Origin of the sequence: Mesorhizobium sp. M1D.F.Ca.ET.231.01.1.1 (assembly GCF_003999155.2) — a bacterium.
Lineage (GTDB): Bacteria > Pseudomonadota > Alphaproteobacteria > Rhizobiales > Rhizobiaceae > Mesorhizobium.
In genome coordinates, this window is sequence record NZ_RZOZ02000013.1 from 141908 (window position 1) to 168907 (window position 27000).

General features: G+C 63.8%; 24 protein-coding genes. 17 read left to right on the forward strand and 7 right to left on the reverse strand.

The genetic code is table 11. The annotated features are described in order from the left end of the window. Positions 1–7: 7 nt before the first annotated feature. Together EN874_RS27445 and EN874_RS27450 are read left to right on the forward strand one after the other, a co-directional pair. Positions 8–1051 carry a tartrate dehydrogenase gene (locus EN874_RS27445; protein ID WP_127428409.1) on the forward strand — a complete coding sequence of 348 codons (1044 nt, stop codon included), beginning with the start codon at positions 8–10 and terminating at the stop codon, positions 1049–1051. A gap of 17 nt (positions 1052–1068) precedes the next feature. Then, positions 1069–2526, forward strand: coding sequence for an NAD-dependent succinate-semialdehyde dehydrogenase (locus EN874_RS27450; protein ID WP_127428408.1), 1458 nt, complete (start codon positions 1069–1071; stop codon positions 2524–2526). A 57-nt stretch (positions 2527–2583) separates the two neighbouring features. Here the strand turns inward: EN874_RS27450 and EN874_RS27455 are convergent, their stop codons facing one another. Together EN874_RS27455 and EN874_RS27460 are read right to left on the reverse strand one after the other, a co-directional pair. Then, complete coding sequence (locus EN874_RS27455) at positions 2584–3858, reverse strand: FAD-binding oxidoreductase (protein WP_127428407.1); 1275 nt, start codon at positions 3856–3858, stop codon at positions 2584–2586. A gap of 16 nt (positions 3859–3874) precedes the next feature. Continuing rightward, positions 3875–4543, reverse strand: coding sequence for a haloacid dehalogenase type II (locus EN874_RS27460; protein WP_127428406.1), 669 nt, complete (start codon positions 4541–4543; stop codon positions 3875–3877). A 318-nt stretch (positions 4544–4861) separates the two neighbouring features. Between EN874_RS27460 and EN874_RS27465 the strand changes: the two genes are divergently transcribed. From EN874_RS27465 to EN874_RS27530, 14 genes are all read left to right on the forward strand, one after another. Then, positions 4862–5701 carry a GNAT family N-acetyltransferase gene (locus tag EN874_RS27465; RefSeq protein ID WP_127428405.1) on the forward strand — a complete coding sequence of 280 codons (840 nt, stop codon included), beginning with the start codon at positions 4862–4864 and terminating at the stop codon, positions 5699–5701. A gap of 14 nt (positions 5702–5715) precedes the next feature. Continuing rightward, the gene (locus EN874_RS27470) at positions 5716–7092 is read left to right on the forward strand and encodes an aspartate aminotransferase family protein (RefSeq protein ID WP_127428404.1); all 1377 of its coding nucleotides are present in this window, start codon (positions 5716–5718) and stop codon (positions 7090–7092) included. Positions 7093–7329: 237 nt separating this feature from the next. Continuing rightward, positions 7330–8052 (forward strand): HAD-IA family hydrolase, encoded by a 723-nt coding sequence (locus EN874_RS27475; protein ID WP_127428403.1) that lies wholly within the window; start codon positions 7330–7332, stop codon positions 8050–8052. Positions 8053–8116: 64 nt separating this feature from the next. After that, positions 8117–9727 (forward strand): ABC transporter substrate-binding protein, encoded by a 1611-nt coding sequence (locus EN874_RS27480; protein ID WP_127428402.1) that lies wholly within the window; start codon positions 8117–8119, stop codon positions 9725–9727. Between the two features lie 86 nt (positions 9728–9813). Continuing rightward, complete coding sequence (locus EN874_RS27485; RefSeq protein ID WP_126085494.1) at positions 9814–10764, forward strand: ABC transporter permease; 951 nt, start codon at positions 9814–9816, stop codon at positions 10762–10764. Next, a complete protein-coding gene (locus EN874_RS27490) occupies positions 10761–11612 on the forward strand; it encodes an ABC transporter permease (RefSeq protein WP_127428401.1) in 852 nt (283 codons plus the stop codon). Before EN874_RS27485 ends, EN874_RS27490 begins: the two co-directional genes overlap by 4 nt. A 2-nt stretch (positions 11613–11614) precedes the next feature. Next, the gene (locus EN874_RS27495; RefSeq protein WP_127428400.1) at positions 11615–13270 is read left to right on the forward strand and encodes an ABC transporter ATP-binding protein; all 1656 of its coding nucleotides are present in this window, start codon (positions 11615–11617) and stop codon (positions 13268–13270) included. Positions 13271–13357: 87 nt separating this feature from the next. Further along, positions 13358–13837 (forward strand): Lrp/AsnC family transcriptional regulator, encoded by a 480-nt coding sequence (locus tag EN874_RS27500; protein ID WP_127428399.1) that lies wholly within the window; start codon positions 13358–13360, stop codon positions 13835–13837. Positions 13838–14306: 469 nt separating this feature from the next. Next, the gene (locus EN874_RS27505; RefSeq protein ID WP_168247631.1) at positions 14307–15083 is read left to right on the forward strand and encodes an amino acid ABC transporter ATP-binding protein; all 777 of its coding nucleotides are present in this window, start codon (positions 14307–14309) and stop codon (positions 15081–15083) included. An 85-nt stretch (positions 15084–15168) separates the two neighbouring features. Continuing rightward, the gene (locus tag EN874_RS27510; protein WP_245513707.1) at positions 15169–15942 is read left to right on the forward strand and encodes a transporter substrate-binding domain-containing protein; all 774 of its coding nucleotides are present in this window, start codon (positions 15169–15171) and stop codon (positions 15940–15942) included. 59 nt (positions 15943–16001) lie between these two features. Continuing rightward, positions 16002–16715: an ABC transporter permease subunit gene (locus EN874_RS27515; protein ID WP_126085500.1), complete on the forward strand. Its 714-nt coding sequence runs from the start codon at positions 16002–16004 to the stop codon at positions 16713–16715. Position 16716: 1 nt separating this feature from the next. Next, the gene (locus tag EN874_RS27520) at positions 16717–17409 is read left to right on the forward strand and encodes an ABC transporter permease subunit (RefSeq protein WP_127428396.1); all 693 of its coding nucleotides are present in this window, start codon (positions 16717–16719) and stop codon (positions 17407–17409) included. Between the two features lie 11 nt (positions 17410–17420). Beyond that, complete coding sequence (locus tag EN874_RS27525) at positions 17421–17774, forward strand: cupin domain-containing protein (protein ID WP_127428395.1); 354 nt, start codon at positions 17421–17423, stop codon at positions 17772–17774. A 20-nt stretch (positions 17775–17794) separates the two neighbouring features. Next, positions 17795–19129, forward strand: a complete 1335-nt coding sequence (locus EN874_RS27530) for an FAD-binding oxidoreductase (protein WP_127428394.1) — start codon at positions 17795–17797, stop codon at positions 19127–19129. An 82-nt stretch (positions 19130–19211) separates the two neighbouring features. On the opposite strand, the gene EN874_RS27535 is transcribed toward EN874_RS27530, so the two are convergent. After that, on the reverse strand, positions 19212–19688 hold the full coding sequence (locus tag EN874_RS27535; protein WP_126085504.1) for an Lrp/AsnC family transcriptional regulator: 477 nt from the start codon (positions 19686–19688) through the stop codon (positions 19212–19214). 222 nt (positions 19689–19910) lie between these two features. Here EN874_RS27535 and EN874_RS27540 point away from each other — a divergent pair, with 222 nt between their 5' ends. Next, the gene (locus EN874_RS27540; RefSeq protein ID WP_127428393.1) at positions 19911–21236 is read left to right on the forward strand and encodes an FAD-binding oxidoreductase; all 1326 of its coding nucleotides are present in this window, start codon (positions 19911–19913) and stop codon (positions 21234–21236) included. Between the two features lie 23 nt (positions 21237–21259). Here the strand turns inward: EN874_RS27540 and EN874_RS27545 are convergent, their stop codons facing one another. From EN874_RS27545 to EN874_RS27560, 4 genes are read right to left on the reverse strand one after another with little or no spacing between them, the layout of a single operon-like run. Beyond that, positions 21260–22627, reverse strand: coding sequence for an FAD/NAD(P)-binding oxidoreductase (locus EN874_RS27545; RefSeq protein WP_127428392.1), 1368 nt, complete (start codon positions 22625–22627; stop codon positions 21260–21262). After that, positions 22624–22926, reverse strand: a complete 303-nt coding sequence (locus EN874_RS27550) for a (2Fe-2S)-binding protein (RefSeq protein ID WP_127428391.1) — start codon at positions 22924–22926, stop codon at positions 22624–22626. Before EN874_RS27550 ends, EN874_RS27545 begins: the two co-directional genes overlap by 4 nt. Next, positions 22923–24908 (reverse strand): hydantoinase B/oxoprolinase family protein, encoded by a 1986-nt coding sequence (locus tag EN874_RS27555; RefSeq protein WP_127428390.1) that lies wholly within the window; start codon positions 24906–24908, stop codon positions 22923–22925. Before EN874_RS27555 ends, EN874_RS27550 begins: the two co-directional genes overlap by 4 nt. Positions 24909–24912: 4 nt before the next feature. Continuing rightward, positions 24913–26997: a hydantoinase/oxoprolinase family protein gene (locus tag EN874_RS27560; protein WP_127428389.1), complete on the reverse strand. Its 2085-nt coding sequence runs from the start codon at positions 26995–26997 to the stop codon at positions 24913–24915. Between the last annotated feature and the right edge of the window lie 3 nt (positions 26998–27000).

A 27000-nucleotide genomic window follows, 5' to 3' on the forward strand; every position in this document is an offset into this window, starting at 1 on the left:
GACGCCGATGAAAACCTATTCGATCGCCCTTATCCCTGGTGACGGCATCGGCCGTGATGTCACCTCCGCCGCCTGGACGGTGCTGGAAACGGCAGCCAAACATTCCGGCTTTGGTTTGACGGGAACCGAATTCCCCTGGTCCTGCCGCTTCTTCAAGGAGACCGGCCGCATGATGCCGCAGGACGGTATCGAGACCTTGCGGGGCTTTGACGCCATCCTTCTTGGCGCCGTCGGCTGGCCGGCGGAGGTGCCGGATGCCGTCTCGCTCCACGGTCTGCTGCTGCCGATCCGCAAGGCGTTCGTGCAATACGCCAATATCCGCCCGCACCGCCTGCTGTCGGGCGTGACGAGCCCCCTCAGGGCCGAAAGCTTTGACATCCTTTGCATCCGGGAGAACACCGAAGGCGAGTATTCGGGCGCCGGCGGCCGCGTGCATCAAGGCACTGCGGACGAGGTCGCGGTCGAGACCTCAATCTTCACCCGCGCCGGCGTCGAGCGCATCCTGCGCTTCGGCTTCGAGCAAGCGAGGACGCGGCGAGGCAAGCTTGCCTCCGTCACCAAATCCAACGCGCAGAAATACTCGATGGTGTTCTGGGACGAGGTCACGCGCAAGCTGGCAGCGGAGTACTCTGACGTCACCGTGACCAGCTATCATGTCGACGCGCTTGCCGCCCGCATGATCATGGCGCCGGAGAGCCTCGACGTGGTCGTCGCCTCCAATCTGTTCGGCGACATCCTGACCGACATCGGCGCAGCGATTCAGGGCGGGCTCGGCTACGCCGCCTCCGCCAACATCAATCCCGACCGCTCGGCGCCGTCGATGTTCGAGCCGGTGCACGGCTCCGCGCCCGACATCGCCCATCTCGGCATCGCCAATCCGATCGCCGCCATCTGGTCCGGCGCGATGATGCTCGAGCACTTGGGCGAAAAAGACGCAGCCGGCCGCGTCATGGAAGCGATCGAGGCGACAACCGCTCGGGGCCTTGGAACCATTGCCGGCAAGGACAGCACGAACGCCATCACCGCCGCCGTTATCGCGGCGCTCAAATGATTACAAGGTCGTTTTCGATGAAAGGCTTGATAGACAAAACTCTCTTCCGCGAGACCGGCTTGATCGGCGGCAAATGGGTCGCCGCCGCCTCCGGCGGGACGGTCGATGTCATTGATCCGGCGACCCAGGCCGCGATCGGCACGGTGCCCGACATGGCCGGTTCTGACACCCGCGCGGCCATAGACGCAGCGGCCTCCGCCTATCGGGATTGGCGGAAGAAGACCAACGCCGAACGCGCTGCCCTGCTGGAGGCCTGGCATGGCCTGATGCTTGCGCATCTGGACGATCTGGCGCTGATCCTGACGACGGAACAAGGCAAGCCGCTCGACGAGGCCAAGGGCGAGATCCGCTACGGCGCTTCCTTCGTCAAATGGTTCGCGGAAGAGGCGCGTCGCATCAACGGCCACACCATCCCCTCGCCGGCGTCAGACCGTCGCATCATCGTGCTCAAGGAACCCGTCGGCGTGTGCGGCATCATCACGCCGTGGAATTTTCCGAACGCGATGATCACCCGCAAGGTCGCGCCTGCGCTCGCGGCCGGTTGCACAGTGGTCGTCAAGCCGTCCGAGTTCACGCCCTATTCGGCGCTGGCGCTCGGCGTGCTCGCCGAACGGGCGGGCATTCCCGCCGGCGTCATCAACATCGTCACCGGCATGCCGGCCGGGATCGGCAACGAGATGATGGCGAACGAGACCGTGCGCAAGATCTCCTTCACCGGCTCGACGCGCGTCGGTTCGCTGCTGATGCGCGGCGCGGCCGATAGCGTGAAGCGGCTCAGCCTGGAGCTCGGCGGCAACGCGCCCTTCATCGTTTTCGACGACGCCGATCTCGACCTCGCCGTCGAGGGCGCGCTCGCCTCGAAATTCCGCAACGGCGGCCAGACCTGCGTCTGCGCCAACCGCATCCTCGTCCAGGGCGGCATCTATGACGCTTTCGCCGCGAAGCTCACCGCCCGCGTTAACGCCTTGACGGTGGGGCCCGGCACTCAAGCCGGCGTCGCCATCGGACCGATGATCAACATGGCCGCGGTTGAGAAGATCAACCGCCACGTAGACGATGCGCTTGCCAAAGGTGCTGAGATAGTCACGCAGAGGCCGGCTCTGCCGGAAGGGCCGCAATATGTTGCCCCGCTGGTGCTGACTGGTGCGACAAACGACATGCAGCTCGCCGACGAGGAAACCTTCGGTCCAGTCGCACCGCTTTTCCGCTTCGAAACGGAAGAGGAGGCGATCGCGCTGGCCAACGGCACGCCTTACGGGCTTGCTTCCTACTTCTACACCGAGAATCTGAAACGCGCCTGGCGCGTCGGCGAGGCACTGGAGTTCGGCATGGTGGGGCTGAACACCGGCTCGGTCTCGATGGAGGTGGCTCCCTTCGGCGGCGTCAAGCAGTCCGGCCTCGGGCGCGAGGGCGCCCAGGCCGGCATCGAGGAATATCTCGAGATGAAGAGCTTTCATATGGGGATAGGGCAGTAAGGGAATAGGGGAGTAAGGCAGTAGGGAATGAGCACCTGTACCTACTCCCCTACTCCCCTACTGGACCCGGTCGAGCATCTTGTAATAGAGACCGACCACAGGCAGGAACCAGGGCTTGCCGGAGTAGCCGGGAATGGCAGGCCACTCGACGCCTTTCATCGGATTGCAATCCTCGCGGCCGAGCATGGCATCGGCCATGATCATGCCGAGATGGGTGGATAGCTGCGCGCCGTGGCCGGAATAGCCCATCGCGTACCAGACCCCGTCATGGTAGCCGGCGCGCGGAAAACGGTCCTTGGTCATGTCAACCAGCCCACCCCAGCAATAGTCGATCTCGACCTTGGCAAGCTGCGGAAAGATCGCGGCGAGGCTCGCCCGCAATATCTGTCCGCTCTTGGCGTCGGAACGCTGGTCGGAGGTCGCCGAAAAGCGCGCGCGACCGCCGAAGATCAGGCGGTTGTCGGGCGAAAGCCGGAAGTAGTTGCCGATGTTCATCGAGGTCACGCATGTCCGGTTGCCCGGCATGGTCGCGGCGATCTCGGCCTCGCTCAGCGGCCGCGTGGCGATGATGAAGCTGCCGACGGAGATGATCCTGCGGCGGAAATAGCCGAAATTCGGCGTCGTGTAGGCGCCGGTCGCCACCAGCACGTTGTCGGCGCTGATCCGGCCGCTTGATGTGACCAGCTCATGCCTTTTGCCGGTCTGCTTGTGATCCGTCACCGCCGCGTTCTCGTAGATGACGGCGCCGTGGCGGCCGGCGGCCGTGGCCAGGCCTGCCGCGTAGCGGCCCATATGCATCATGGCGCTTTTCTTCGACAGCATCGCGCCATGGAAGGGCGAGCCGATCTCGGAGGTGAGATCGTTCGCCGACAGCAGCGCCGTATCCGGATCGACCTCGGCATGGATGGCTTCGAAGTTGCGGGCGATCGCCTCGAAATGCTGCGGCTTGGAGGCGAGCTTCAGCTTGCCGGCGCGGCGGAAATTGCAGTCGATGCCTTCCTCGGCGACCAGCGCCTCGATGGCGTCGACGGATGAGTCCAGCGCCCGGTAGAGCGCGATCGCGCGTTCCTTGCCGAGTTCCGCCTTGGCCGAAAGGTAGCTGTGGGCGAGGCCGTTGTTCAGATGCCCGCCATTGCGCCCGGATGCGCCCCAGCCCACGCGCTCCGCCTCCAGCACGACCACCTTGGCGCCGGCCTTCGCCAATTGGCGTGCTGCGGCGAGGCCGGTGAAGCCGCCGCCGATGATGGCGGCATCGTAATGCCCCTCGAGCGGGCCTTTCATCCCGCCGGAAAAGACGGGGGCCGTGTCGTGCCAATAGGAGACGAATTTCATCGGCAGCCCGCCTGTCTCAAAGCCCGATCACGCCCGGAAGACCAGAAATATTGGCGATCTCGACATAGCCGTAATAGGGGTTGGCCGGTTCGTGGCCGCGATTGACCCACACCTTGTTCTTGATGCCGAGATCGTGCGCCGACATCAGGTCGTAGCGGAATGAAGACGAACAGTGAAGGATATCTTCCGGACCGCAGCCCAGCCTATCGAGCATGTACTCGAACGCCTTGAAGCGAGGCTTGTAGGCCTGCGCCTGCTCGGCCGTGTAGACGGCATGGAACGGTGCGCCGAGCTTCTCGACATTGGACATGATCTGCGCGTTCATGGCGTTGGAGAGGATGACCAGCGGAATTTCCTTGGCGACCTTCGCCAGGCCGGCCGGAACGTCCGCATGCGGCCCCCAGGTCGGGACGCGCTCATATACCATCCTGGCGTCGTCAGGGCTGAAGACGACCCCGTTGCGCTTGCAGGCGCGCTCGAGCGCATTGTGGATGACGTCGGCATAGGGCTTCCAGGCGCCCAGGATCTCGTCGAGCCGGTAGGCCGCGAAGTTCTTGATGAATTCCAGCATGCGCGGCTCATCCAGCCGGCTGCCGTAGAGGTCGCGCGCTGCTTCCGCCATCTGGAAATTGGTCAACGTGCCGTAGCAGTCGAAGGTGATGTATTTGGGCCTGAAAGAAGCCATGTCCGTCGATCTCCGGTGGAAGCACATCCGCGTTGGATGTATTTCATCATAGGCCGGCAGGCGGCGGGCCACCTGACCGAAATGGGCTATTCGAAAGCAGAAAGTTCTGTATCCGTGGCCCGGTTTGGCACGCGATAGCATCTTGCCTGTCGATGGCAGTGCCGCCCCACGCCGTGAAACGCATCCGCCGGGGGTAGTGCAGCACAAGATGCGGCGCGCGCCCCGAGCAACGGCGAATGATACCGCCGAAGCCGAAGCCTTCAGACGATCTGCGGCGCGCCGATGGCCGAGACTTGGGCGCAGACGGAAGGATGCCTCATGCAGCAGGGCGAAATCGCAATCCGGGCCTTCGGGCCGGACCACATAGAGGGCGCGGTCGCGCTTTCTCGCCAGGAGAATTGGCCGCACCGTCCGCAGGACTGGCAGATGGCGCTGCAGCTCTCCAGCGGCGCGGTCGCGCTCGACGACCAGGGCCGCGTCACCGGAACCATCCTGGTAACGCCCTATGGCACGGATTGCGCCATGATCAACATGGTGATCGTCGACAGGAACGCGCGCGGCAAGGGGCTCGGGCGCAAGCTGATGGAACAGGCCTTCACCCTCGCGGGAAACCGTCCGCTGCGGCTCGTCGCGACAACGGACGGCATGCCTCTCTATGAGAAGCTCGGCTTCGTGCCGTCGGGCACCATCCTGCAACATCAGGGTAACGTCACGGCGCTTGGCATGCCCGATGGCGTGCAGGCCGCAGACACCGGCGATCTGCCGGAAATCAAGGCGAAGGACCGCGACGCTTACGGCGCCAACCGTGAAGCCCTGATCGATGCGCTGGCCGAGCGTGGCGAATTCGCCGTCATCCGACGCAACGGCGCCATTGAGGCCTATGCCGCGATCCGACCGTTCGGACGCGGCGAAGTAATTGGTCCGGTCATCGCCGGAGATGCCGATGCAGCGAAGGCTCTGATCGGCTTCTTCGCCGCGCCGCGCGCCGGCGCCTTCCTGCGCGTAGACACCGACAGCAGGACCGGCATCGCCGGCTGGCTCGGAGAAATCGGCCTCGCCCATGTCGGTGGCGGCATCGCCATGGATCGTCCGCCCAAGACGGGTTCGAAACACGCCAGGCCAAAGGTCTATGCCCTCGCCAACCAGGCGCTCGGCTAGTTCGGAGAAAAACAATGCTCGCCAATTCCCTGATCGAACTCGACCGCGCCCATCTCATCCATCCGGTCTCCTCATATCGCGGCCACGAGGCGCTCGGGGTGCGGGTGCTGAAATCGGCCAAGGGAGCAACCGTGACCGACGCGTCAGGCCGGCAACTCGTCGACGGCTTCGCGGGGCTCTGGTGCGTCAACGCCGGCTATGGCCACCACAGCATCGTCGAGGCGGCGGCCCGGCAGATGCGCGAGCTTCCCTACGCCACCGCCTATTTCGACCTCGGTTCTGAACCGGCCATCAGGCTCGCCTCCGAGCTGGCCGAGCGCGCGCCCGGTGATCTCAATCACGTCTACTTCACGCTCGGAGGCTCCGACGCGGTCGACAGCACGATCCGTTTTGTCCGCTACTACTGGAATGCCAGGGGCGAGCCGAGACGCGACCAGTTCATCTCCATCGAGCAGGGCTATCACGGATCCTCGGTGGTCGGCGCCGGCCTCACCGCCCTGCCCGCCTTCCACGCCGGTTTCGGCATTCCCTTCGAATGGCAGCACAAGATCCCCTCGCCCTATCCGTATCGCAACCCGGTGGGCGAGGACGGGAACGCGATCATCGCCGCATCGCTCGCCGCGCTGAAGGCCAAGATCGAGGAGATCGGGCCGAAGCGGGTCGCCGCCTTCTATGCCGAGCCGATCCAGGGCTCGGGCGGCGTCATCGTCCCGCCGAAGGGCTGGATCAAGGCGATACGTGAGCTCTGCCGGGAATACGGCATCCTGTTCATCGCCGACGAGGTGATCACCGGCTTCGGTCGCACGGGACCGCTGTTCGCCTGCACGGAGGAGGACATCGTCCCCGATTTCATGACGACCGCGAAAGGGCTGACGTCCGGCTATGTTCCGATGGGCGCCGTCTTCATGGCCGATCACGTCTACGACGTCATCGCCGATGGCGCGGGCGCCGCTGCGGTCGGTCACGGCTACACCTATTCGGCTCATCCTGTCAGCGCCGCCGTCGCGCTCGAGGTGTTGAGGCTCTATGAAGACGGCGGCCTGCTGGAGAACGGCATCAAGGCTGGCGCCCGCCTGATGGCGGGATTGGCAAGCCTGGTCGACCACCCGCTCGTCGGCGAGGTGCGTGGCCGCGGCATGCTCGCCGCGATCGAGTTGGTGGTCGACAAGGAAAAGAAGACGCCGCTTCCGGCGTCGGCCATGCCGGCCCGGCGCGTCTTCGACAGGGCGTGGGACAACGGCCTCATCATCCGCGCGTTCGCCCATGGAGTTCTCGGCTATGCGCCCCCGCTCTGCTGCACGGACAGCGACATCGATGCGATCGTCGAGCGCACGCGCCGGACGCTGGACCAGACGCTGGACGATCCCGATGTCCGCAAGGCACTGGCATGACCGGCGCCCGATTTTTCGCATCTCGAAATATCGCCGGGGCAGACGATTTCGCAATTTTGTGCCGCGGCCCCGCGCCAATTCGGCGAATCCAGCGCGGGGGAAGTGCCAGACTGCTTTTACGACAAGGCCAGCGAGCCCAGGTTTCCGGGCTTTTGAAACAGGCCGACGCCCCGGACAGCACGGAATTTTGTTCTGTTCATCGCATGCAATTCGACCGCGCGCAGAGGAGAGCCAGTCTTGGCCAGGGGCTTTAGCGAATTCAAATATATGACCTTCGATGTGGTCGGCACGCTGATCGACTTCGAAGGCGGCATCACGACCTGCCTGGCCGGCATTGCCGCCGAGGCCGGTGTTTCCATCGATGGCGAGGAAGCGTTGAGCCTTTACCGACAGGCCCGCTATATGCCCGATGCGAGCCTATTCCCCGACGATCTCGTACGCGTCTACATGGTCATTGCGCCGCGGCTCGGCCTGCCGGCCGATGATAAATACGGCGTTCGCCTGCGCGATTCCGCGAGCTCGTGGAAAGGCTTCCCCGACAGCGCGGCGGCATTGGCTGAGCTTGCGAAGTCGCACAAGCTGATTGCCATGACCAATGCCCAGCGCTGGGCGCTCGATCATTTCGAGAAGCAACTCGGATCGCCCTTCTTCGCCACCTTCACAGCCGACGATACCGGCGCGGAGAAGCCCGACCCGGTTTTCTTCCATAAGGTCTTCGATTTCGTGGCGTCCCGCGGCGACAGCAAGGACGACATCCTGCACGTCGCGCAAAGCCAGCATCACGACATCGGCATCTCCCGGGCGCTTGGCATGACCAATTGCTGGATCGAGCGCCGTCATGCCCAGAAGGGCTATGGCGGCACGATCAAGCCCGAGCGCTTCACCGTGCCCGACTACCACTTCACCTCAATGGCCGCCTTCGCGGCAGCCGTGCGGGAAAGCCTGAAGGAACGAACCTGAGCCCAAGCCCGGAAAGCCGCATCAAGACGCGCATCCCGACGAAACAACAGAAAGGGGAATGAACATGACCGACAAGATCACGAACTGGACCGGCGCAGACGATGCCATGGTCGAAAACGCCATCCGGCGGGGCGCAAGCCGCCGCGAACTCCTCAAGATGCTGCTGGCCGGCGGCGCCGCGGTTGCCGCGGGCAGCGTGGTGCTCGGCCGTGCCACCAATGCCCTCGCCGCGACGCCGGTCTCCGGCGGAAACTTCAAGGCAGCCGGCTGGTCGTCGTCGACCGCCGACACGCTCGATCCGGCGAAGGCGTCGCTCTCCACCGACTATGTCCGCTGCTGCTCGCTCTACAATCGCCTGACCTTCCTCGACAAGGACGGCAAGACGCAGATGGAGCTGGCCGAAAGCTTCGACAGCAAGGACGCCAAGACCTGGACCGTGAAGCTGCGCAAGGGCGTCACCTTCCACGACGGCAAGGACCTCACCGCCGACGACGTCGTCTTCTCGCTGAAGCGCCACCTCGACAAAGCGGTCGGTTCCAAGGTCGCCAAGATCGCCGCGCAGATGACCGGCTTCAAGGCGGTTGACAAGTCGACGGTTGAAATCACGCTCGCCGATCCGAATGCCGACCTGCCGACCATCCTGGCCCTGCACCACTTCATGATCGTCCAGGACGGCACAACGGATTTCTCGAAGGGCAACGGCACCGGCGCCTTCGTGCTGGAAACGTTCGAGCCGGGCGTGCGGTCTGTCGTGACCAAGAACAAGAACTACTGGAAGTCGGGCAAGCCCTATCTCGACTCGTTCGAGTTCATCGCCATCAGCGACGACAGCGCCCGCGTCAACGCCCTGCTTTCCGGCGACATCAGTTTTGCAGCTTCGATCAATCCGCGTGCCATGAAGCTCATCGCAGGCCAGCAGGGTTTCGAACTGTCGAAGACCACCTCGGGCAACTACACGGACCTCAACATCCGGCTCGACATGGATCCGGGCAGCAAGGCCGACTTCGTCGCCGGCATGAAGTATCTCGTCAACCGCGAGCAGATCGTCAAATCGGCATTGCGCGGCCTCGGCGAAATCGGCAACGACCAGCCTGTCTCGCCGGCGAATATCTTCCACAATGCCGACCTCAAGCCGAAGGCGTTCGATCCGGACAAGGCGAAATTCCACTTCAAGAAGGCGGGCGTGCTCGGCCAGTCCATCCCCGTGGTCGCCTCCGACGCCGCGACCTCGTCGATCGACATGGCAGTGATCATTCAGGCGGCCGGCGCGGACATCGGCATGAAGCTCGATGTGCAGCGCGTTCCGTCCGACGGCTACTGGGACAATTACTGGCTCAAGGCGCCGGTTCACTTCGGCAATATCAACCCACGCCCGACGCCGGACATCCTGTTCTCGCTCCTCTATGCCTCCAACGCGCCGTGGAACGAGAGCCAGTACAAGTCCGAGAAGTTCGATAAGTTGCTCGTCGAGGCGCGCGGTTCTCTCGACCAGGCCAAGCGCAAGGAAATCTACAACCAGATGCAGGTCATGGTCGCCGAGGAGGCCGGCACCATCATCCCCGCCTATATTTCCAACGTGGATGCCCTCTCCAGCAAGGTGAAGGGTTTGGAAGCGAACCCGCTCGGTGGCATGATGGGCTACGCAATGGCCGAATACCTCTGGCTCGAAGCCTGAGAGGCGCCTGCCGGGGGCCGGTCAACCGGTCCCCGGCACTGCATTGCGCAAAATTGCTTGACTGAACGCAACCGCAGGGAGCTTCCATGAAGTCTGGGGTTCTAAACCTCGTGCTGAAGCGGCTGGCGGTCGCGCTCGTCACCCTTCTGATCGTCCTGTTCGCCGTGTTTTTCGCCACCAGCATGCTGCCTGGCGACACAGCGTCGATCCTTCTCGGCCAGGCTGCGACGCCGGAAGCGGTCGCCGGCCTGCGCGAGGCCATGCATCTCAATGATCCGGCGATCCTGCGCTTCCTGCGCTGGCTTCTCGGCCTGCTCCACGGCGACCTCGGCACTTCCTATGCCAACGAGATGCCGGTCGCGGCGCTGATCGGCGGGCGCTTCGTGAACACCATGAAGCTTGGCGGCATCACCACGCTGATCTCGGTTCCGCTGGCGCTGACGCTCGGCATAACCGCCGCAATGCTGCGCGGCTCCGTCTACGACCGCGCCGTCACCATCCTTTCGATCGGGGTCATCTCCGTGCCGGAGTTCATGGTCGCGACGCTGGCGGTCCTGCTCTTCGCCGTCTATCTCAGATGGCTTCCGGCGCTGTCCTCGGTCAACGAGGCGCATTCGCTGACCGACATTGTGCGCATCTATGCGATGCCGGTCATCACGCTCACCTTCGTCATCTCCGCCCAGATGATCCGCATGACCCGCGCCGCGGTGATCGAAACGCTGTCCACGCCTTATGTAGAGATGGCGCTTCTCAAGGGCGCTTCGCGCAGCCGCATGGTGTTGAGGCATGCGCTTCCCAACGCTCTGGGCCCGATCGTCAACGCGGTCGCGCTCTCGCTGTCCTATCTGGTCGGTGGCGTCATAATCGTGGAAACGATCTTCAACTATCCCGGCATCGCCAAGCTGATGGTCGATGCGGTCGCGACCCGCGACCTGCCGTTGATCCAGAGCTGCGCGATGATCTTCTGCCTCGGCTATCTCCTGCTCATCACCGCGGCCGACATCGTCGCCATCATGTCCAACCCGAGGCTCAGATGACGATGGCGCGCGCGGCATCCCCCCGACGGTCCTTCCTGGGCCACAGCTACAACCTTGTCGGCGTCGTGGCCTCGATGGTCATCCTGGCGTGGACGCTGGTCGCGATCTTCGCGCCCTACATCATTCCGCATCCGATCGGCGACATCGTCGACGACGACTATTTCGGACCGATGCGCCAGGGACTGTGGCTGGGTTCGGACTATCTGGGGCGCGACATGCTCTCGCGGGTTCTGATGGGCGCGCGCTACACCGTCGGCATATCGCTCGCCGCTGTCTCCATCGCCTGCTGTTCGGGCGTCGTGCTGGGGATGATCGCGGCTGTCACCGGCGGCTGGCTCGACACTTGCCTCAGCCGCTTCCTGGACGCCATGAACTCCATCCCCAGCAAGCTGTTCGGCCTTGTCGTCGTCGCCGCGGTCGGCTCGTCGATCCCGGTGCTGATCCTGACGCTCGCCGTCATCTACATCCCGGGCGCCTACCGCTTCGCGCGGGCGCTCGCCGTCAACATCAACACGATGGACTTCATGACCGTTGCCCGCGTCCGTGGCGAGAGTACCGTCTATCTCATCGGCTCCGAGATCCTGCCCAACATCATCCGTCCGGTGCTGGCCGACTTCGGCCTGCGCTTCGTCTTCATCGTGCTCTTGCTCTCGGGCTTGTCTTTCCTTGGGCTTGGCCTGCAGCCGCCTCTAGCCGACTGGGGGGCGCTGGTGCGCGAGAATATCGGCGGCCTGCCTTTCGCGGCCCCCGCCGTCATCGTGCCTTCGCTGGCGATCGCCAGCCTTACCATCAGCGTCAACCTGCTGATCGACAACCTGCCGCAGAAGATCAGGGACAGGGACGCTTGAGCATGACCAATCTCGTCGAGGTCAAAAACCTGCGGATCGAGGCGACGACCGATGCCGGCCGGGTGGTCGAGATCATCAAGGGCGTCAGCCTCGACATCGCGGAGGGCGAGATCATCGCCCTGATCGGCGAGAGCGGCTCCGGCAAGACCACGGTGGCGCTTTCGCTCATGGGTCACGCAAGACCCGGCTGCAGGATCACCGGCGGCGAGATCAATCTCAACGGCAAGAACATGGCTGCACTTTCCGAAAAGGAACGCGCCAGGTTGCGCGGCACCGACATCGCCTATGTTCCGCAAAGCGCCGCCGCCGCCTTCAATCCCTCATCGACGATCATGGAGCAGGTGATCGAGGTCACGCGCATCCACAAGCTGATGCCGCCCGAACAGGCGCGAAAGCGTGCGGTCGAGCTGTTCAGGGCCCTGTCGCTACCCGATCCGGAAGGAATCGGCGCCCGCTATCCGCACCAGGTTTCGGGTGGGCAACTGCAGCGGCTGGCCGCGGCCATGGCGCTTATCGGCGATCCCAAGCTGGTTATCTTCGACGAGCCGACGACGGCGCTCGACGTGACGACCCAGATCGACGTGCTGAAGGCGTTCAAGTCGGTCATGCGGGCGGGTGGCATCGCCGGTGTCTACGTCTCCCACGATCTCGCGGTCGTTGCCCAGATCGCCGACCGGATCGTGGTGCTGAAGGGCGGCGAAGTGCAGGAGACCGCCGCGACCGCTGAAATCCTTTCGGCGGCCCAGCACCCCTACACGCGTGAATTGCTGGCCGCCTTCGAACCAAAGCCGCGGCAAGCGCAGGCCGACGCGGATGCCGGAAAGAAAGAGCTCTTGCGTATCGACAATCTGACGGCCGGCTACGGCCCGGTACGAGATGACGGACTGCCGCTTATCCGGGCCGTCGATTCCGTCAGTCTGGTCGTGGACAAGGGGCGCAATCTCGGCGTCATCGGCGAATCCGGCTGCGGAAAATCGACACTGGCGCGGGTTATCGCCGGCATCCACCCGGCGGCTGCCGGCGAGATCGTGTACGACGGCAAGGAACTGGAGCGCGCGGCCAGGAGACGCAGCCAGGACCAGCTGCGCGAGATGCAGATCGTGTTCCAATATGCCGACACCGCGCTCAATCCGGCCAAGCCGGTGGAGGACATCATCTCGCGACCGCTGGCTTTCTATCACGGGCTCGACAGGCAGGCGCGCTCCAAGCGCGTCGATGAACTGCTCGACATGGTGCGCCTGCCAAGGGCGCTGCGCTACCGTCATCCATCGGAGCTCTCGGGCGGCCAGAAGCAGCGCGTGAACTTCGCGCGCGCCCTGGCGGCCGGCCCGAAGCTCATCATCTGCGACGAGATCACCTCGGCGCTCGACACGGTGGTGGCATCCGCCGTGATCGAGCTGCTCAAGGAGCTGCAACGCGAGCTGGGACTGTCCTACATCTTCATCAGCCATGATCTCTCGGTCGTCGAGGCCATCTGCGACGAGATCATGGTCATGTACAATGGGGAGCGCGTGGAGCAGATCACGCCCGACAAGGTGAAGACGCCCACCCACCCCTACTCCAAGCTGCTGTTCTCCTCGGTGCCGAAGCTCGACCCGACCTGGCTCGACGGCCTCGTCCGCGACCCCGAGCTCGTCAGCCAGTATGGTCACCGCTGACTACATCGGAATAGGCCGGAAGACTGGGAGTGACGGCAAGTTTTTCAGCCACGATTGTGTCACCAGATCAACGCGCAGGCAGGCAGAATGAAGCTTGATCGACTGGACTCTCGCTTGCTTAATATTCTGCAGACCAACAATCGCCACGGCACGGAAGAGCTTGGCCAAATGGTCGGCCTGTCGGCAACGGCGGTCCAGCGTCGTCTCAAACGGCTTCGGGAAGGGGGAGCAATCGAAGCTGACGTTTCGATCGTGAAACCCAAGACTGTCGGCCGGCCTATTGCGATGCTCGTGCTGGTTTCGCTCGAGCGCGAACGAGCTGACATCGTCGACCGCTTCAAACAATCGATCCGCCAGACTCCGGAAGTGATGAACGGCTACTACGTTACGGGAGAAGCAGATTTCGTTCTCATTGTCACATCCCGAAGCATGGAAGATTATGAAGCTTTTACCCGGAGATTTTTCTACGAGAATCACGACATCAAGGGGTTCAAGACAATGGTTGTCATGGATCGAGTGAAGGTTGGGTTTTCCATGCCAATCGATTTCGAGCATTGTCTTGATTGATGATGCGTCTAGGCCTGTCAACGGCGTGGTGCAGGCAGCCCGCGATCTGAATCTCTGCAAGAACGTGCCGCAAAAACGGGCGCGAGGTGAGCGCCGATCCGAAGACCTGGTTTACCCTGCCGCGGTCCGACTCCGACGCGTTCGGAGCGTTTCCTCTTACAAACCTACGATTGGCAGGAATTCTGCGGAAATTCAATGGAATAAGACGAAATTGCGTGCCCCGACGGACATAAGCTGAGGTTACGTTTTGTAGTCCTCGAGGGTGGAATGCAGATGGAAGCAGTCGGCCTTGAACAGGAGGGCGCGCAACAGCATCCGTCGCCGAATTTCGTTGAACTGAAATTCGTCTGTTTCTGCGATTTGGCCCCCTTAGGGATCCGAGAATGACGACCAGCGAAGATGTCGCCGAAATGGACCGTCGATCGGTTCTACATCTCTTCACCACGGCACGGACGGGAGGCGCCTGGGCATGGCTCCTGTTCTGAAGGTTCACGAACTTCGCAAGGCATTCGGCGCTGCCAGCGTTCTCAACGGGGTGAGCTTCCGGATGCGGCAAGGCGAGGTCATTTCGCTCGTTGGTTCTTCCGGCTCGGGAAAGAGCACCGCGCTACGATGCATTAACTTTCTTGAGACCCCGAGCTCCGGTGAGATCGAGGTGATGGGCGATGCGATTTCCGCCTTTGAGAACGAAAGCCGCGAAACGAAAATCGTCAACGCAGCCAACATCAGGATTTTTCGTCGCCGCATCGGCATGGTGTTTCAGAGCTTCAACCTGTGGCCCCATCGAACCGTGCTCGGGAATGTGACCGAAGCACTGATCTACGTACTGCGGAAGGGCAAGCGAGAGGCGGATGAGACAGCGCTTTCCGCACTCTCCAAGGTGGGCATGGCCGACTTTGGCCACCGGTATCCAAGCCAGCTTTCGGGTGGGCAGCAGCAGCGCGTGGCAATCGCGCGCGTTTTGGCGATGGAGCCCAAGCTGATGCTTTTTGATGAACCAACTTCCGCGCTTGATCCCGAACTTGTCGGCGAGGTCTTGAAGGTCATCCGAACGCTTGCCGGCGACGGAGCGACCATTCTCCTCGTCACGCATGAAATGAGGTTCGCACGAGAGGTGTCGAACCGAATGATATTCCTGCACAACGGTATCGTTGAGCAGGATGCCGTGCCGGAAGAACTGTTTCGAAATCCCGCATCCGAGGCGGTGAACCGGTTCCTATCCAGCGTTATTTCAACTGCCGCCTGATGGCGGCCATCAAACAGAAAGCAAAGAGGGGTAACTCAAAATGCTCGTAAAGAACACACTTCGCTCAATCTGCCTATCCGGGCTGATGGCGGCGGCGGCAATAAGCGTCGCATGGGCCGAGGACGGCGTCTTACGCGTGGGCACCGAAGGCGATGCCCCGCAGTTCAGCATGGCCGACGCCAACGGCAACGTTACCGGCTTCGACGCCGATATCGCCAACGGCATTTGCGCCGAGCTTAAGGTCAAATGCAAATTCGTGGTCCAGACGTTCAGTTCCTTGGTGCCGTCGATGGACAGCGATCGCTTTGATGTCATCATCTCGGGTCTCGGCATCACCAACGAAAGAATGAAGAAGATCGACTACTCCGTCCCCTATGCAACCACACCCCAGTATTTCGTGGTTCCGAAGGATTCTTCGCTCATGGGACTAAAGAGTCTTGCGGAAATCGAGAAGGGGCTGGCCGGCAAGACCATAGGTGTCGTGAATGGCACCACATACGCGCAGTTCATCAAGAAACATATTCCGACCGCGGACCTGAAGACCTACGACGCCACGACCCAACAGAATTCCGATCTGGCGGCAGGCCGGCTCGACGCTGCATTCGGCGATTCCCCGACCTGGGTCGACTTCCTCGGCTCACCGGACGGCGCCAACTTTGCCCGCATCGACGTCAAGGTCACCGGAGCGGACGATCACGAAGCGCTGGGCTATGGCATGGGTGTTGGCCTGCGCAAGGGCAATACCGAACTCAAGGCCAAGCTCGACGGCGCGCTCTGCAACATGATCGACAGCGGCAAGGTGAAGGCTGCCTCGGAAAACTGGTTCAAGGACGACTACACCATCGCGTGCAACAAGTAATCACCGACAGGCAACAGACCGTCGCGGCAAATGTCGCGACGGTCTGATGGAATGCTTTCATGTTGCACGATATCTGGGTGCTGATGGTCGAGAAGGGCTGGCTCCTCGCGCTGCTGCGCGGGGCCGGTATCACGCTTCTGATCGGCTTTGTTGGCGTGGTTGTAGGATTGGCGGCGGCGATACCGCTTGCCATCCTTCGTTGGCGTCAGGTTCCTGTTCTGTCACAGCTTGTTGATGCCTACAGCATCATCATCCGCGGCGTTCCGGGACTACTGGTCATTTATCTCCTGTTCTTCGGCTCCGTCGACTGGGTGCAAAGCATTGCCTCGGCGTTCGGCTACGCGGATAGCGCCGAAAACGCCTATCCATTCCTTATCGGCATTGTCGCGATCGCCGCCATCTCATGCGCGTACTCGATAGAAGTCATACGAGGCGCGCTGCAGGCAGTTCCCATTGGCCTCCTGGAGGCGGCTCGATCGCTTTCTTTGTCGCCACGCGTGACCTTTTTTCGCGTGACGCTACCGCTCGCCCTCAGACTGGCTCTGGGTGGGATCAACAACGTGTGGCAGATGACGATCAAGGATACCTCGCTCGTATCCGTGGTCGGTATGCAGGAACTGATGCGAGCGGCAGCGGTCGCCGCAGGAATCACGCGCTCGCCGCTTCTATTCTATTGCATGGCGGCCGCGATGTTCTTCGCCATGACCGCCGTGAGCCAGGTTCTGTTCAACCGCGCCGAGAAATATTTCAACCGCGGCTTTAGTAGAGGTTAGGATGGATTCCAGCATCGTTACATATGCGGTTCCATTTCTCCTCACCGGCGCGAAGACGACCCTGCTGATTGCAGCTTTCGGCGTCGGTCTTGGATTACCATTCGGCATCCTGCTGGCAACAGCCCGCATTTGCCAGACCGGCACGGTTCGCAAATGCGCCGATTTCTACTGCGCGGTCTTCAGGGGCACACCGATGCTCGTACAGATCTTTGTGATCTATTACGGCCTCGCGCAGATAGGTTTCATACGCCACAACGCGGTTTTATGGTGGCTGATCGGCGACAGTCTTCACGCTGCCATCCTTGCCGTCATTCTCAATACCGGTGCCTATACGGCGGAGATCTTCCGTACTGCCCTGCTCTCGCTACCGCGCGGACTGATCGAGGCGGCAGAGGCCTGCGGCATGTCCGGATGGGTGGTCTTCCACCGTATCAAGTTTCCCCTGGCGCTGCGTCAGGCCGTGCCTTCCTACAGCACCGAAGTCGCCGTTATCGTCAAGGAATCGAGCCTTGCCTCCACCATAACGGTGCTTGAAATCACCGGCTACGCGAAACGGCTGATGAGCGAGACATTCGCCATCTTGGAAATCTTCGTCGTCACCGCTGCCTTCTATCTTGCAATCAACGTCATCTGTCTGACTGCCCTGCATGCCATCGAAAGGCGTCTCTCTTTCGAACGGCATTCCGCACGCTGAAAGGGTGCCCTATGTCCAAGCTTACCTTTTTCGATCAGAACAATCTCCCCGAACCCAGGAGAGGCGAACCGCTGCCGGAACGGCGCGCGGAAGGTGATCCCCGGTTTCTAACTTGGGATATCGCGCAGACCGCTGATGGCCAAGTACAGGCTGGCGTATGGGAGGCCACGCCTGGCGCTTATCGTTCCATCAAAGGCGGGACCTTCGAATTTTGCTACATCCTTTCGGGGGTTTCGGAACTCATCGAGGATGGGTTCGAGCCGCGCCGAATTGCAGCGGGCGATGCCTTCGTCATGCACCCAGGATTCACGGGGGTCTGGCGGGTGATCGAGCCCACCCGGAAGCTCTGGGTCTCGCGCGATTGAGCGCGTGGATTGAACCAGAGATGCACGCCATGGATCCCATCTCCGCACGTCCGTTTAAGTCCACGCCGTACTGGTGGGACGACTGCGCGTTTTCTGCTCTGCCGGTGTGGCCGGTGATCCCCAGATGCGACGTCGCCATCGTCGGCGGTGGCTATGCGGGCCTGTCGGCTGCCATCGAGCTCGCGAGGGCCGGACGCAGCGTTCAGCTTTTCGACCGGCAACCGATAGGGCAAGCCGCGTCCAGCCGAAACGGCGGCATGGCGAGCGGCAGCATAAGGCCAAGCCGCAAACAATTGATCCGTAGGTTTGGTGAAGCCCGCGCCAATGGCATCTTGATGGAAGGAAAGGCTGCGCGAGAGGATCTCTGGGCCTTTCTCGAAGGGGAGCAGGTGGAGTGCGACTTTTTCCTTTCTGGCCTTTTCGACGGAGCGATAAATGAACGCGAATGCGAAGAGTTGAGCCGATACGCCGAGTTGTTGCAACGTTTCCTAGGGATTGAGGCATTTTCAGTTTCCCGTGCGGAAGTATCGCGATACATCGGCACGGAGGTCTACGCGGGTGGCTTCGCGCGCATGGACATTGGTGGTCTTCATCCCGCCAAGCTGCTGGCCGGCATATTGCGGGTCGCCCGGGCAACCGATGCAGTCATTCACGAGGATACGGCGGTGCTGGGGATGGTCGCCGAGGCCGGCGGCGTGCGTGTCGCCACATCGCGTGGCGAGGTCTTCGCCAAGAAGGTGCTGGTGTGCACCAATGCCTATACTGACGACTTCGATCCCTGGCTTCGCCGTCGTCTCGTGCCGGTGCGGAGCCGTATCGTCGCCACCGAGCCTCTAGGCAACGGCGTCATGGAACGCCTGATGCCGAAGCGCATGATGTACGGCGACACGAGGCAGCTCAGCTACTACTATCGTCCGTCGCCAGACGGCTCGCGCATTCTATTTGGCGGGCGCGACGGCACGACGGAAGGAGATCCGCTTTCGCCCACCACACACCTGGGCTTCGAACTCGGCCGCATATTTCCCGAACTGGCTGGTGTTGGCCTCACGCATAGCTGGTTCGGCCAAGTCGCCATGAACCGCGATATGATTCCGCGAATGTTTACCGTAGGGAATACGGTCTATGCTACCGGGTTCTGCGGATCCGGCGTGGTTTGGGCGCGCTGGCTCGGCAAGAAGGCTGCCTTCAAACTTCTTGGCCAGACAGAGAAGGCCCTGTCGGCCTTCGACTTCGACCCGCCGAAGGCAGTGCCATTCTACCAGGGCAAGCCATGGTTTATCCCGTTCGTCTATTCGCTCTACGCGTGGAGGGATAAGCGTGCAATGCGCCGCAAGAATGAGCGCGAGAAACGGTGATGATCTTTTTCAGCGGTCGCGCGCATGGTTTTGCGATGCCTTCGCGGTGCGCAGGACCCTAGTTCGGCGCGGCCACTGCTGACTACATCGGGAACAGGCTTGGCAGAGGCATGTGCGCCTTGACGATGGGAGACTTCAGCACCACGAAACTGAAATACTTGTCGATGCCGATGTCCATGTCGGTCAGCCGCTCCATGATGGTCTGATACTCGCCGATGCCGGCGGTCACAAATTTCATCAAATAGTCGTAGCCGCCCGAGACGAGGTGGCATTCGATGACCTGGTCGATCTTCTCGACGACGGCGAGAAAGCGGGCGAAGTCGACCTGGCGATGGTTCTTCAAGGTGATCTCGGTGAAGACGGTCAGCGTCTGACCGAGCTTGCCGAGATTGACCTGCGCGGAATAGCCTTCGATGTAGCCTTCCGACTGGAGTTTCTTGACCCGCATCAAGCATGGGCTGGGCGACAGGTGCACCAGCTCGGCCAGTTCCACATTGGTGATGCGGCCGTTCTTCTGCAGTTCGTGCAAAATCTTGATGTCGATCCGATCGAGCTTCATGGCAGTCTCCAGGGAAAGCGTGCCACAGCACAAAATGCTGTCATGTAAGATCCATCGAGACTATCACAGCCCGCCGGCCTGTCCATCCGAAGGAATACCGCTTGAAGCGCAAGGACTCCCGATTTCAGCGGGGTCGCCGAAATAAAATTCTGCTTCAGCCTCAACTGCAGCAGCGACTGCCTGCCAAGCACGCTAGACTGTGGCTTCAAGACAGAGAGGACCATGCGCGCGCCGCTGCAGCAAATCGAGACATCTGGCCAACTGCCGCAGTCCGCGGACGCGGTGGTGATCGGCGGCGGCATCGTCGGCGTCTTCGCGGCTTATTCCCTGGCGCGGCGCGGCATGAAGGTGGCGCTTGTCGAAAAGGGACGCATCGGCGCCGAGCAGTCTTCGCGGAACTGGGGCTGGTGCCGCCAGCAGAACCGCGATGCCCGCGAGCTGCCGATGGCGACCCGCAGCCTTGATCTGTGGGAGCGCTTTGCAGCGGAGACCGGCGAGGACACCGGCTTCCGCCGCTGCGGCCTGCTTTATCTCAGCAATGACGAAGCGGAACTGGCCGGCTGGGCGCGCTGGCGCGACTTCGCCACGACGGCCGGCGTCATCACGCACATGCTCGACAGCGCCGAGGCCGGCGCGCGCGGCCGCGCCACGGGCCGGACTTGGAAAGGCGGCGTCTTCTCGTCGACCGACGGCACCGCCGACCCGTCGCAGGCCGCGCCGGCGGTCGCCCGCGCCATCCTGAAGCTCGGAAGCACTGTGCACCAGATCTGCGCGGCGCGCGGCATCGAGACCGAGGGCGGGCGCCTGAGCGGCGTGGTCACCGAACGCGGAACGATCCGGACGAAGGTGGCGATCATGGCCGGCGGTGCCTGGGCGTCCTCCTTCTGCCGGCAGTTCGGCTTCCGCTTTCCGCAGGCCTCGATCCGCTCCTCGATCCTGTCCGTCTCGCCCGGCGCCGAGGGCCTGCCGGACGCGCTGCACACGGCGCGCATCTCCGCCACGCGTCGCGGCGACGGCGGCTACACGCTCGCCATCAGCGGCCGCGGCCGCGTCGACGTCACGTCGCAACAGCTGCGCTTCTCCCCGCAGTTCGTTCCCATGTTCCTGAAGCGGTGGCGCAGCCTCGCGCCCGGTGGGCTGGAGGGCATGCGCTCGGGCCACGAGACGCTGCAACGCTGGCGGCTCGACCACCCGACGCCGATGGAGCGCATGCGCATCCTCGATCCAGTCCCTGACCAGGCGACGATCCGCCTCACCCACGCCCGCGCGCTCGAACTGCTGCCCGATCTCAGAAGGACCAAAATCAGCGCCGCCTGGGCCGGCTACATCGACAGCACACCGGACGGCGTGCCTGCCATCGGCGAGATCCAGACGGTTCCGGGTTTCTTCCTGGCGGCCGGATTTTCGGGACATGGCTTCGGCATCGGGCCCGGCGCGGGGCACCTCGTCGCCGACCTGGTCACGGGGTCGGAGCCGATCGTCGACCCGACATCCTACGATCCACGGCGCTTCGATGCTCCGGCCTGGGGGAAGGTCGCCGATTTCTAGAGCCCGTGACCTCTGGAACTGCATCAGCGTTCCCGGATAATGGCCCCGACAGGTGCCGGCCGGACAGGAGCTTGCCCACGGAACCTGCCGACGGCACCGGCGGTGCAGCCGGCCCGCCCTGCGACGAGATCGGCGGCGGCGAGTTGGCAATAGCGTCCCTGGCAGCGACCCATGCCGACGCGCGACAGCGATTTCACCCTGTTGGCCTCGCCGCCACCGCATTCCACGCTCTCGCGTACGGCTCCGGCCGTCACGTTCTCGCAGCGGCAGACGATAGCCTCGTCGGGAAGTGCCCGTGCCATCGCCTCCGGCCACGGAAAGGCGGTCGCCAGGCCGCGGGCAAAGCGCTCGAGCCGCGCGAGCTTGCGCAGGTCGCCGTTGGCTGAGGGCGCCGGACGTCCGAGATCGGACAGGCACGCCGCCGCGGCGAGCCTGCCCGCGATCTCCGCGCCGTCTGCCCCGAGAAGGCGGACTCCGTCGCCCGCAATGTAGACGCCGTTGCCGGCCCGACCCATCTCGTCGGTCTTCGGCAGCCATTGTCGCCACTGCTCGTCATAGGTGAAGGCGCAACCCGCCAGATCAGCCAGATGCGTCTCGGCGCGCAGATGCCAGCCCATGCCGATCATATCGCACGGGGTGAGGCGCTCCCGGCCACCGGCATCGCGCCATCGCAAGGCCGCGACACCGGACGCGTCAGCCTCGATCCGCTCGAGCGTCACGCCCGCATGATAGCGTCCGCCGAGTCTCGCCCGCAGGACAAGGCCGCGCAGCGCGACGATCGGACGGGCGGCGAGGTTCCAGAACCCACGCATCTGCTGGCGCCAGGGAGAGGTGTCGAGCACCGCCGCCACGTTAGCTCCAGCCTTGAGGAGCTGAGCACCGACCAGCGTCAGCAAGGGCCCTGATCCAATCAGGACGATGCGCCGCCCGAGGGCCACGCCCTGCGCCTTGAGAGCGATCTGCGCAGCACCCAGACTGTAGACGCCGGCGTTCTGCCAGCCCGGGATTGGAGCGACGCGGTCGGACGCGCCGGTGGCAAGGATCAGGCGGTCATAGCCGATCACCTCCACGCCGCCCTCGCCCAGCAAGTGCAGCCGCCCCTCGTGCATGGCGATGACGGAGCTCAGCGCGCAATGGGTGAGCCGCCCCTCTTCGGCCAGCCGGTCGAACAGCGCATGCAGCGCGCGCGCCTTCGTCGCCTCCGACGCATAGAGCTGCTCCGGCGTGCGGACGAACCCGGCAGGCGGACGACGATAGATCTGCCCGCCCGCGCGATTCCCTTCGTCGATCACCATCGGGTGGAGCCCGGCCTCGACCAGCGTCGCCGCGGCCCTGATGCCGGCGGGGCCAGCGCCCACGATCACGATCCTCGGCGACGGGGTCTCGCTCACGGCCAGCTCTCCGGCGGCGTCGTGCGTAAGCGTATGCCTTCTGTGACAGGGGTTGTGCACGCGCGCAGACGCGATCCGTCGTCCTGCCATACCCAGCAATCCTGGCAGGCTCCCATCAGGCAGAAGCCGGCGCGAAGCTCGGGGCCGAACTCGGACTTTCGCAGAGCGTGGCCCGACGCCAGCATGGCGGTCAGCACCGTGTCGCCCGCCAGCGCGCCGCGCATTTCACCGTCAAGAAGGAACTGCACCCTTGCCCGGTCGCGCTCGGCCAACCGGACGATGCGGCCGGGCGTGATCATTCCGCGGCCTCTGGCATCCGGTTAGGACGCGGCAGTTCGGGGAAGCGTTCGCAAACCGCGTCGAAGGCCGCCTGGACGCCGTCCGGCCCGGAGCGCCCCTTCATGCGGCGGAAGATCTCGGTCTTGGCGAAGAACCGCCAATGGATGGGTAAGACGTCCAGCAGGGCGTGGAGCCGGTCATAGGCCGCCGGCGTCCACTGCGCTTCGTAGCCTTCGCGCTCCGGGCCGAAATGGAAATGGCTGGCGGACGGCTTGTGCCGCGCGCGCAACAGTTCCGTCGCCTGCTGGTCGACCGCGCCGTCGCGGAGGACGACGCCATAGTCGCGCTCGGCCACGGCTGGCGAGACATAGCCGCGCCGCACGTCCTGCGCGACCCGCCAGGGCTCGCGTTCAAGCGGATCGCCGCGCCCGCCACCCCCGGCGGAGCGGATCTCGAGCACGTCGCCGGGCTGCAGGACCGCGGTGTCGATATTGCCCAGCCGCCGCTCGTGCGCGGCCCCCGGATTGACGACCATGTCCGACAGGCCGGCAGCCTTGCCGCCCAGCACGCCCCACGGACGAAAGAAGCTGCGGTCGCGGTTGCGGGCCGTGATCCTGGAGTCGGGGGCAAAGACGCGGAAAGCCATTTCGGTCGCCAGCCCGCCGCGCCAGCGGCCCGCGCCGCCGCTGTCCTTGGCGAGCCCGTATTTCACGAATTCGACCGGTGTCTCGGTCTCGGTGATCTCGATCGGCGTGTTCTTGAGATAAGCGGCATCCGCGCCCGATCCGTTAGTGCCGTCGCGATGCGGCATCGCCCCGCCGCCGCCCACCACCGGGTTCACCGCCGCGATGACGCTCCGGCTGGTCCGCTCATCGACCGTCATGACGTTGACGATGCAGTTGTTGCCGGCCGGAGCTGCCGGCAGGCGATCCGGCACGGCTTGCGAGAAGGCGCCGAAGATGACCGAACGCAGCCGGGCGCAGGTGAGCGAGCGCATGCCGACGGCTGCGGGATGAACCGGGTTCAGCACCGAACCTTGAGGCGTGATGCAGGTGAAGGGCCGGGTGAGGCCGGTGTTGAGCAGGATTTTCGGGTTGAGCGTGTAAAGCACGTAGTAGACGCCGACCAAAAGCACGGTGTGGCGCGGATCACCGCCCGAAGGCACGTTGAGCGAGGAGCCGAGCTGCGGGTCGGAGCCGGTGAAATCGAGCACCGCCTCGTCGCTTTTGATTGTCAGCCTCAGCTTCAGCCGGCAGGGATTGGCTTCGACCGAATCCTCATCCGCATAGTCGGCGAATTCCCAGGTGCCGTCGGGCATGGAGCGCAACACGTCGCGCGCCTGCGCCTCAGCATGGTCGAGAAGCGCGGCAACACCTTCGATGAAGCCGGCCTTGCCGAACTTCCTCACGATCGCCTGGATCTTGCGCTCGCCGGTGTTGAGCGCACCGACCAGCGCCTTGATGTCGCCGATGTTGAGGTCGGGCTTGCGCACATTGGTGCTCATGATCCTGAGGATTGTCTCGTCGAAGACGCCTTCCCTCACCAGTTTCATCGGCGGAAAGCGGATACCTTCCTGATGGATTTCGGTCAGCGCCCGGCTGAGCGAGGCCGGCACCGCCCCGCCCATGTCGGTGTTGTGGATGTGCCCCCCGGTCCAGGCGACGATCTCGCCGTCGACGAAGACCGGCTTCCATAGATGCGTGTCGGGCGCGTGCGTGGCGACGTGGCCGGAATAAGGATCGTTGGTGAAGGCGACGTCACCCGGCCGGTAGTCTCCCACCATCGCGATCGCACGGTGATAGGAAAGCCCCGGATACCAGGTGGCGCCAAGTTCCATCGGCACGGCGAAGGTCGCCCCAGAACGGTCCATCAGCATCACCGTGAAGTCCTGCGTCTCCTTGACGAAGGCGGAATGCGCGGCGCGGTGCAGCGTGTGGGCCATGTTTTCGGCGGCGGCGCGGGCGTGGTTCGCCAGAACCTGCAGGTTTGTCCGGTCAAACATGGCGTCACTCCGCGAAGGTCAGCAGAAGGTTGAGGTGGCGATCGACGCGCGCCTGCGCTCCCGCGGGAATGGCGAAGGTGGTGTCTTCCTGCACGACCACGGCAGGCCCTCGGAAGGTGCTGCCCGGCACCAGGGTCTGCCGGTCGTGGAGGTCCACGACTTCGAGGCTCGCGCCCGTGTAGACCGGGAGGCGGCGCGCCGGAATGGCGGCGGCGCCGATCTCGTCTGTCTCCGGGAAGGAGAGTTTCGGCCCCGCGCCTATGGCGGACAGCCGCACGTTCACAAGTTCAATCTCGCCGTCCGGGTCGTGGAAATCGTAGAGCTGCTCATGAGTGCGATGGAAGGCCTGCTTGATTGCCTCCGGGTTGGCGTCCGCCAGCCATTGCGGTGAAAGGACGACCTCGATCTCGTAGCTCTGCCCGACATAGCGCATGTCGCAGGACAGATTGAGTTGCGCGGCTGCATCGTGCCCCTGCGCCGCAAGCCAGTCGCGGCCCTCTTGCGCAAGCGCCTCGAAGGCCTCGAGGATGGCGGGGAGCGACGCTGCCGACAGCGAGCTGAAGATCGTGCGGATGAAATCCCCGCGCAGGTCCGCCACCAGCCCGCCGAGCGCCGACACCACACCGGGGCGGCGCGGCGCCATGACGCGCTTCATGCCGAGTTCGCGGGCAAGGAAGGCGCCGAGCATCGGGCCGCCGCCGCCGAAAGGCATCAGCGTGAAATCGCGCAGGTCCACGCCGGCGCGCGAGGCGAGCTTCTCGACCTCGACGAACATTTCCGACACCGCGATGTCGAGGATCGCCTGCGCGGTCTGCTCGACCGGGCGGCCGAGCCGCGCGGCCAGCTCGCCGACCGCGCGATGCGCCAGTCCGGTATCGATCCTGAGCTGGCCGTAGGCCATCTCGCTGTGGCCGAGCCATCCGCACACCACCATGGCGTCCGTCACCGTCGCCCGCTCGCCGCCGCGCCCGTAGCATGCCGGTCCCGGCGTCGAGCCGGCCGACTCCGGTCCGACCCGCAGCACGCCTTGCGCGTCGACACTGGCGATCGAACCGCCCCCGACGCCTATCGAGCTGACCGATACGGATGGGATGTGAAGCGGAAACTCGCCGATCAGCTCGCCGGTGCCGAACTGCGCCTCGCCGCCGATGATCAGCGCGAAGTCGGCCGAGGTCCCGCCGATGTCGAGGGTAAGGACCTTGTCCTCGCCTGCCTGACGCGCCAGCCACGACGCGCCGATGACCCCGGAGGCCGTTCCCGACAAAAGCATGTTCACGCAGGCGCGCTTGCCTTCTGCGGCGTTCATCAGCCCGCCATTCGATTTCGTCAGCATCGGGCGCGCCGGCACGCCGCGAGCCTTCAGCCGGTCTTCCAACGCCGTCAGATAGCCGGACACGCGCGGATGGACATAGCCGTTGAGGATGGCGGTCGAACTGCGCTCATATTCGCGGATGACCGGCCAGACCTCTGCCGAGGAGAAGACGAAGAGGTCCGGCGCAAGACGCGCGATCGCTGCCTTGACGGAGGCCTCCTGCGCGGCGTTGCGCCAGGCATGGAGGAAGGACACGATGATCCCCTGCGCCCCGTTCGCCTTCGCCACCGCGACAGCCCTCTCGACGGCCGCCATGTCCGGCGCCTGGGATTCGCTGCCATCGGCACGCATGCGGGCCGGAATGCCGAACACCATGTCGCGCAAGATCAGCGGATCCGGCCGCGCGCAGAACAGCGAGTACATGTCCGGCATGCGAAGCCGCGCCAGTTCGATCACGTCCTCGAAGCCGGCATTGGTGAACAGCGCGAGCTGCGCGCCTTTGCGCTGGATGACGGTGTTGATGCCGACGGTCGTGCCGTGCACGAAGCGCGTCATACGGGTGGGATCGAAGCCCTCGCGCTCGGCCAGAAGCGTGAGACCCGTCATCAGCTCGGCGCCCGGATCGTCCGGCGTCGTCAGCACCTTCAGCGAGGCGACGCGGCCGGAGCGGGCTTCGAGCGCGCAGAAATCGATGAATGTCCCGCCGATATCGACGCCGACCTTCCAGTCGGCTCCGTTTTGCGGCTCATCCGCCGCGCGAGCGATGGCACCATCCATGAC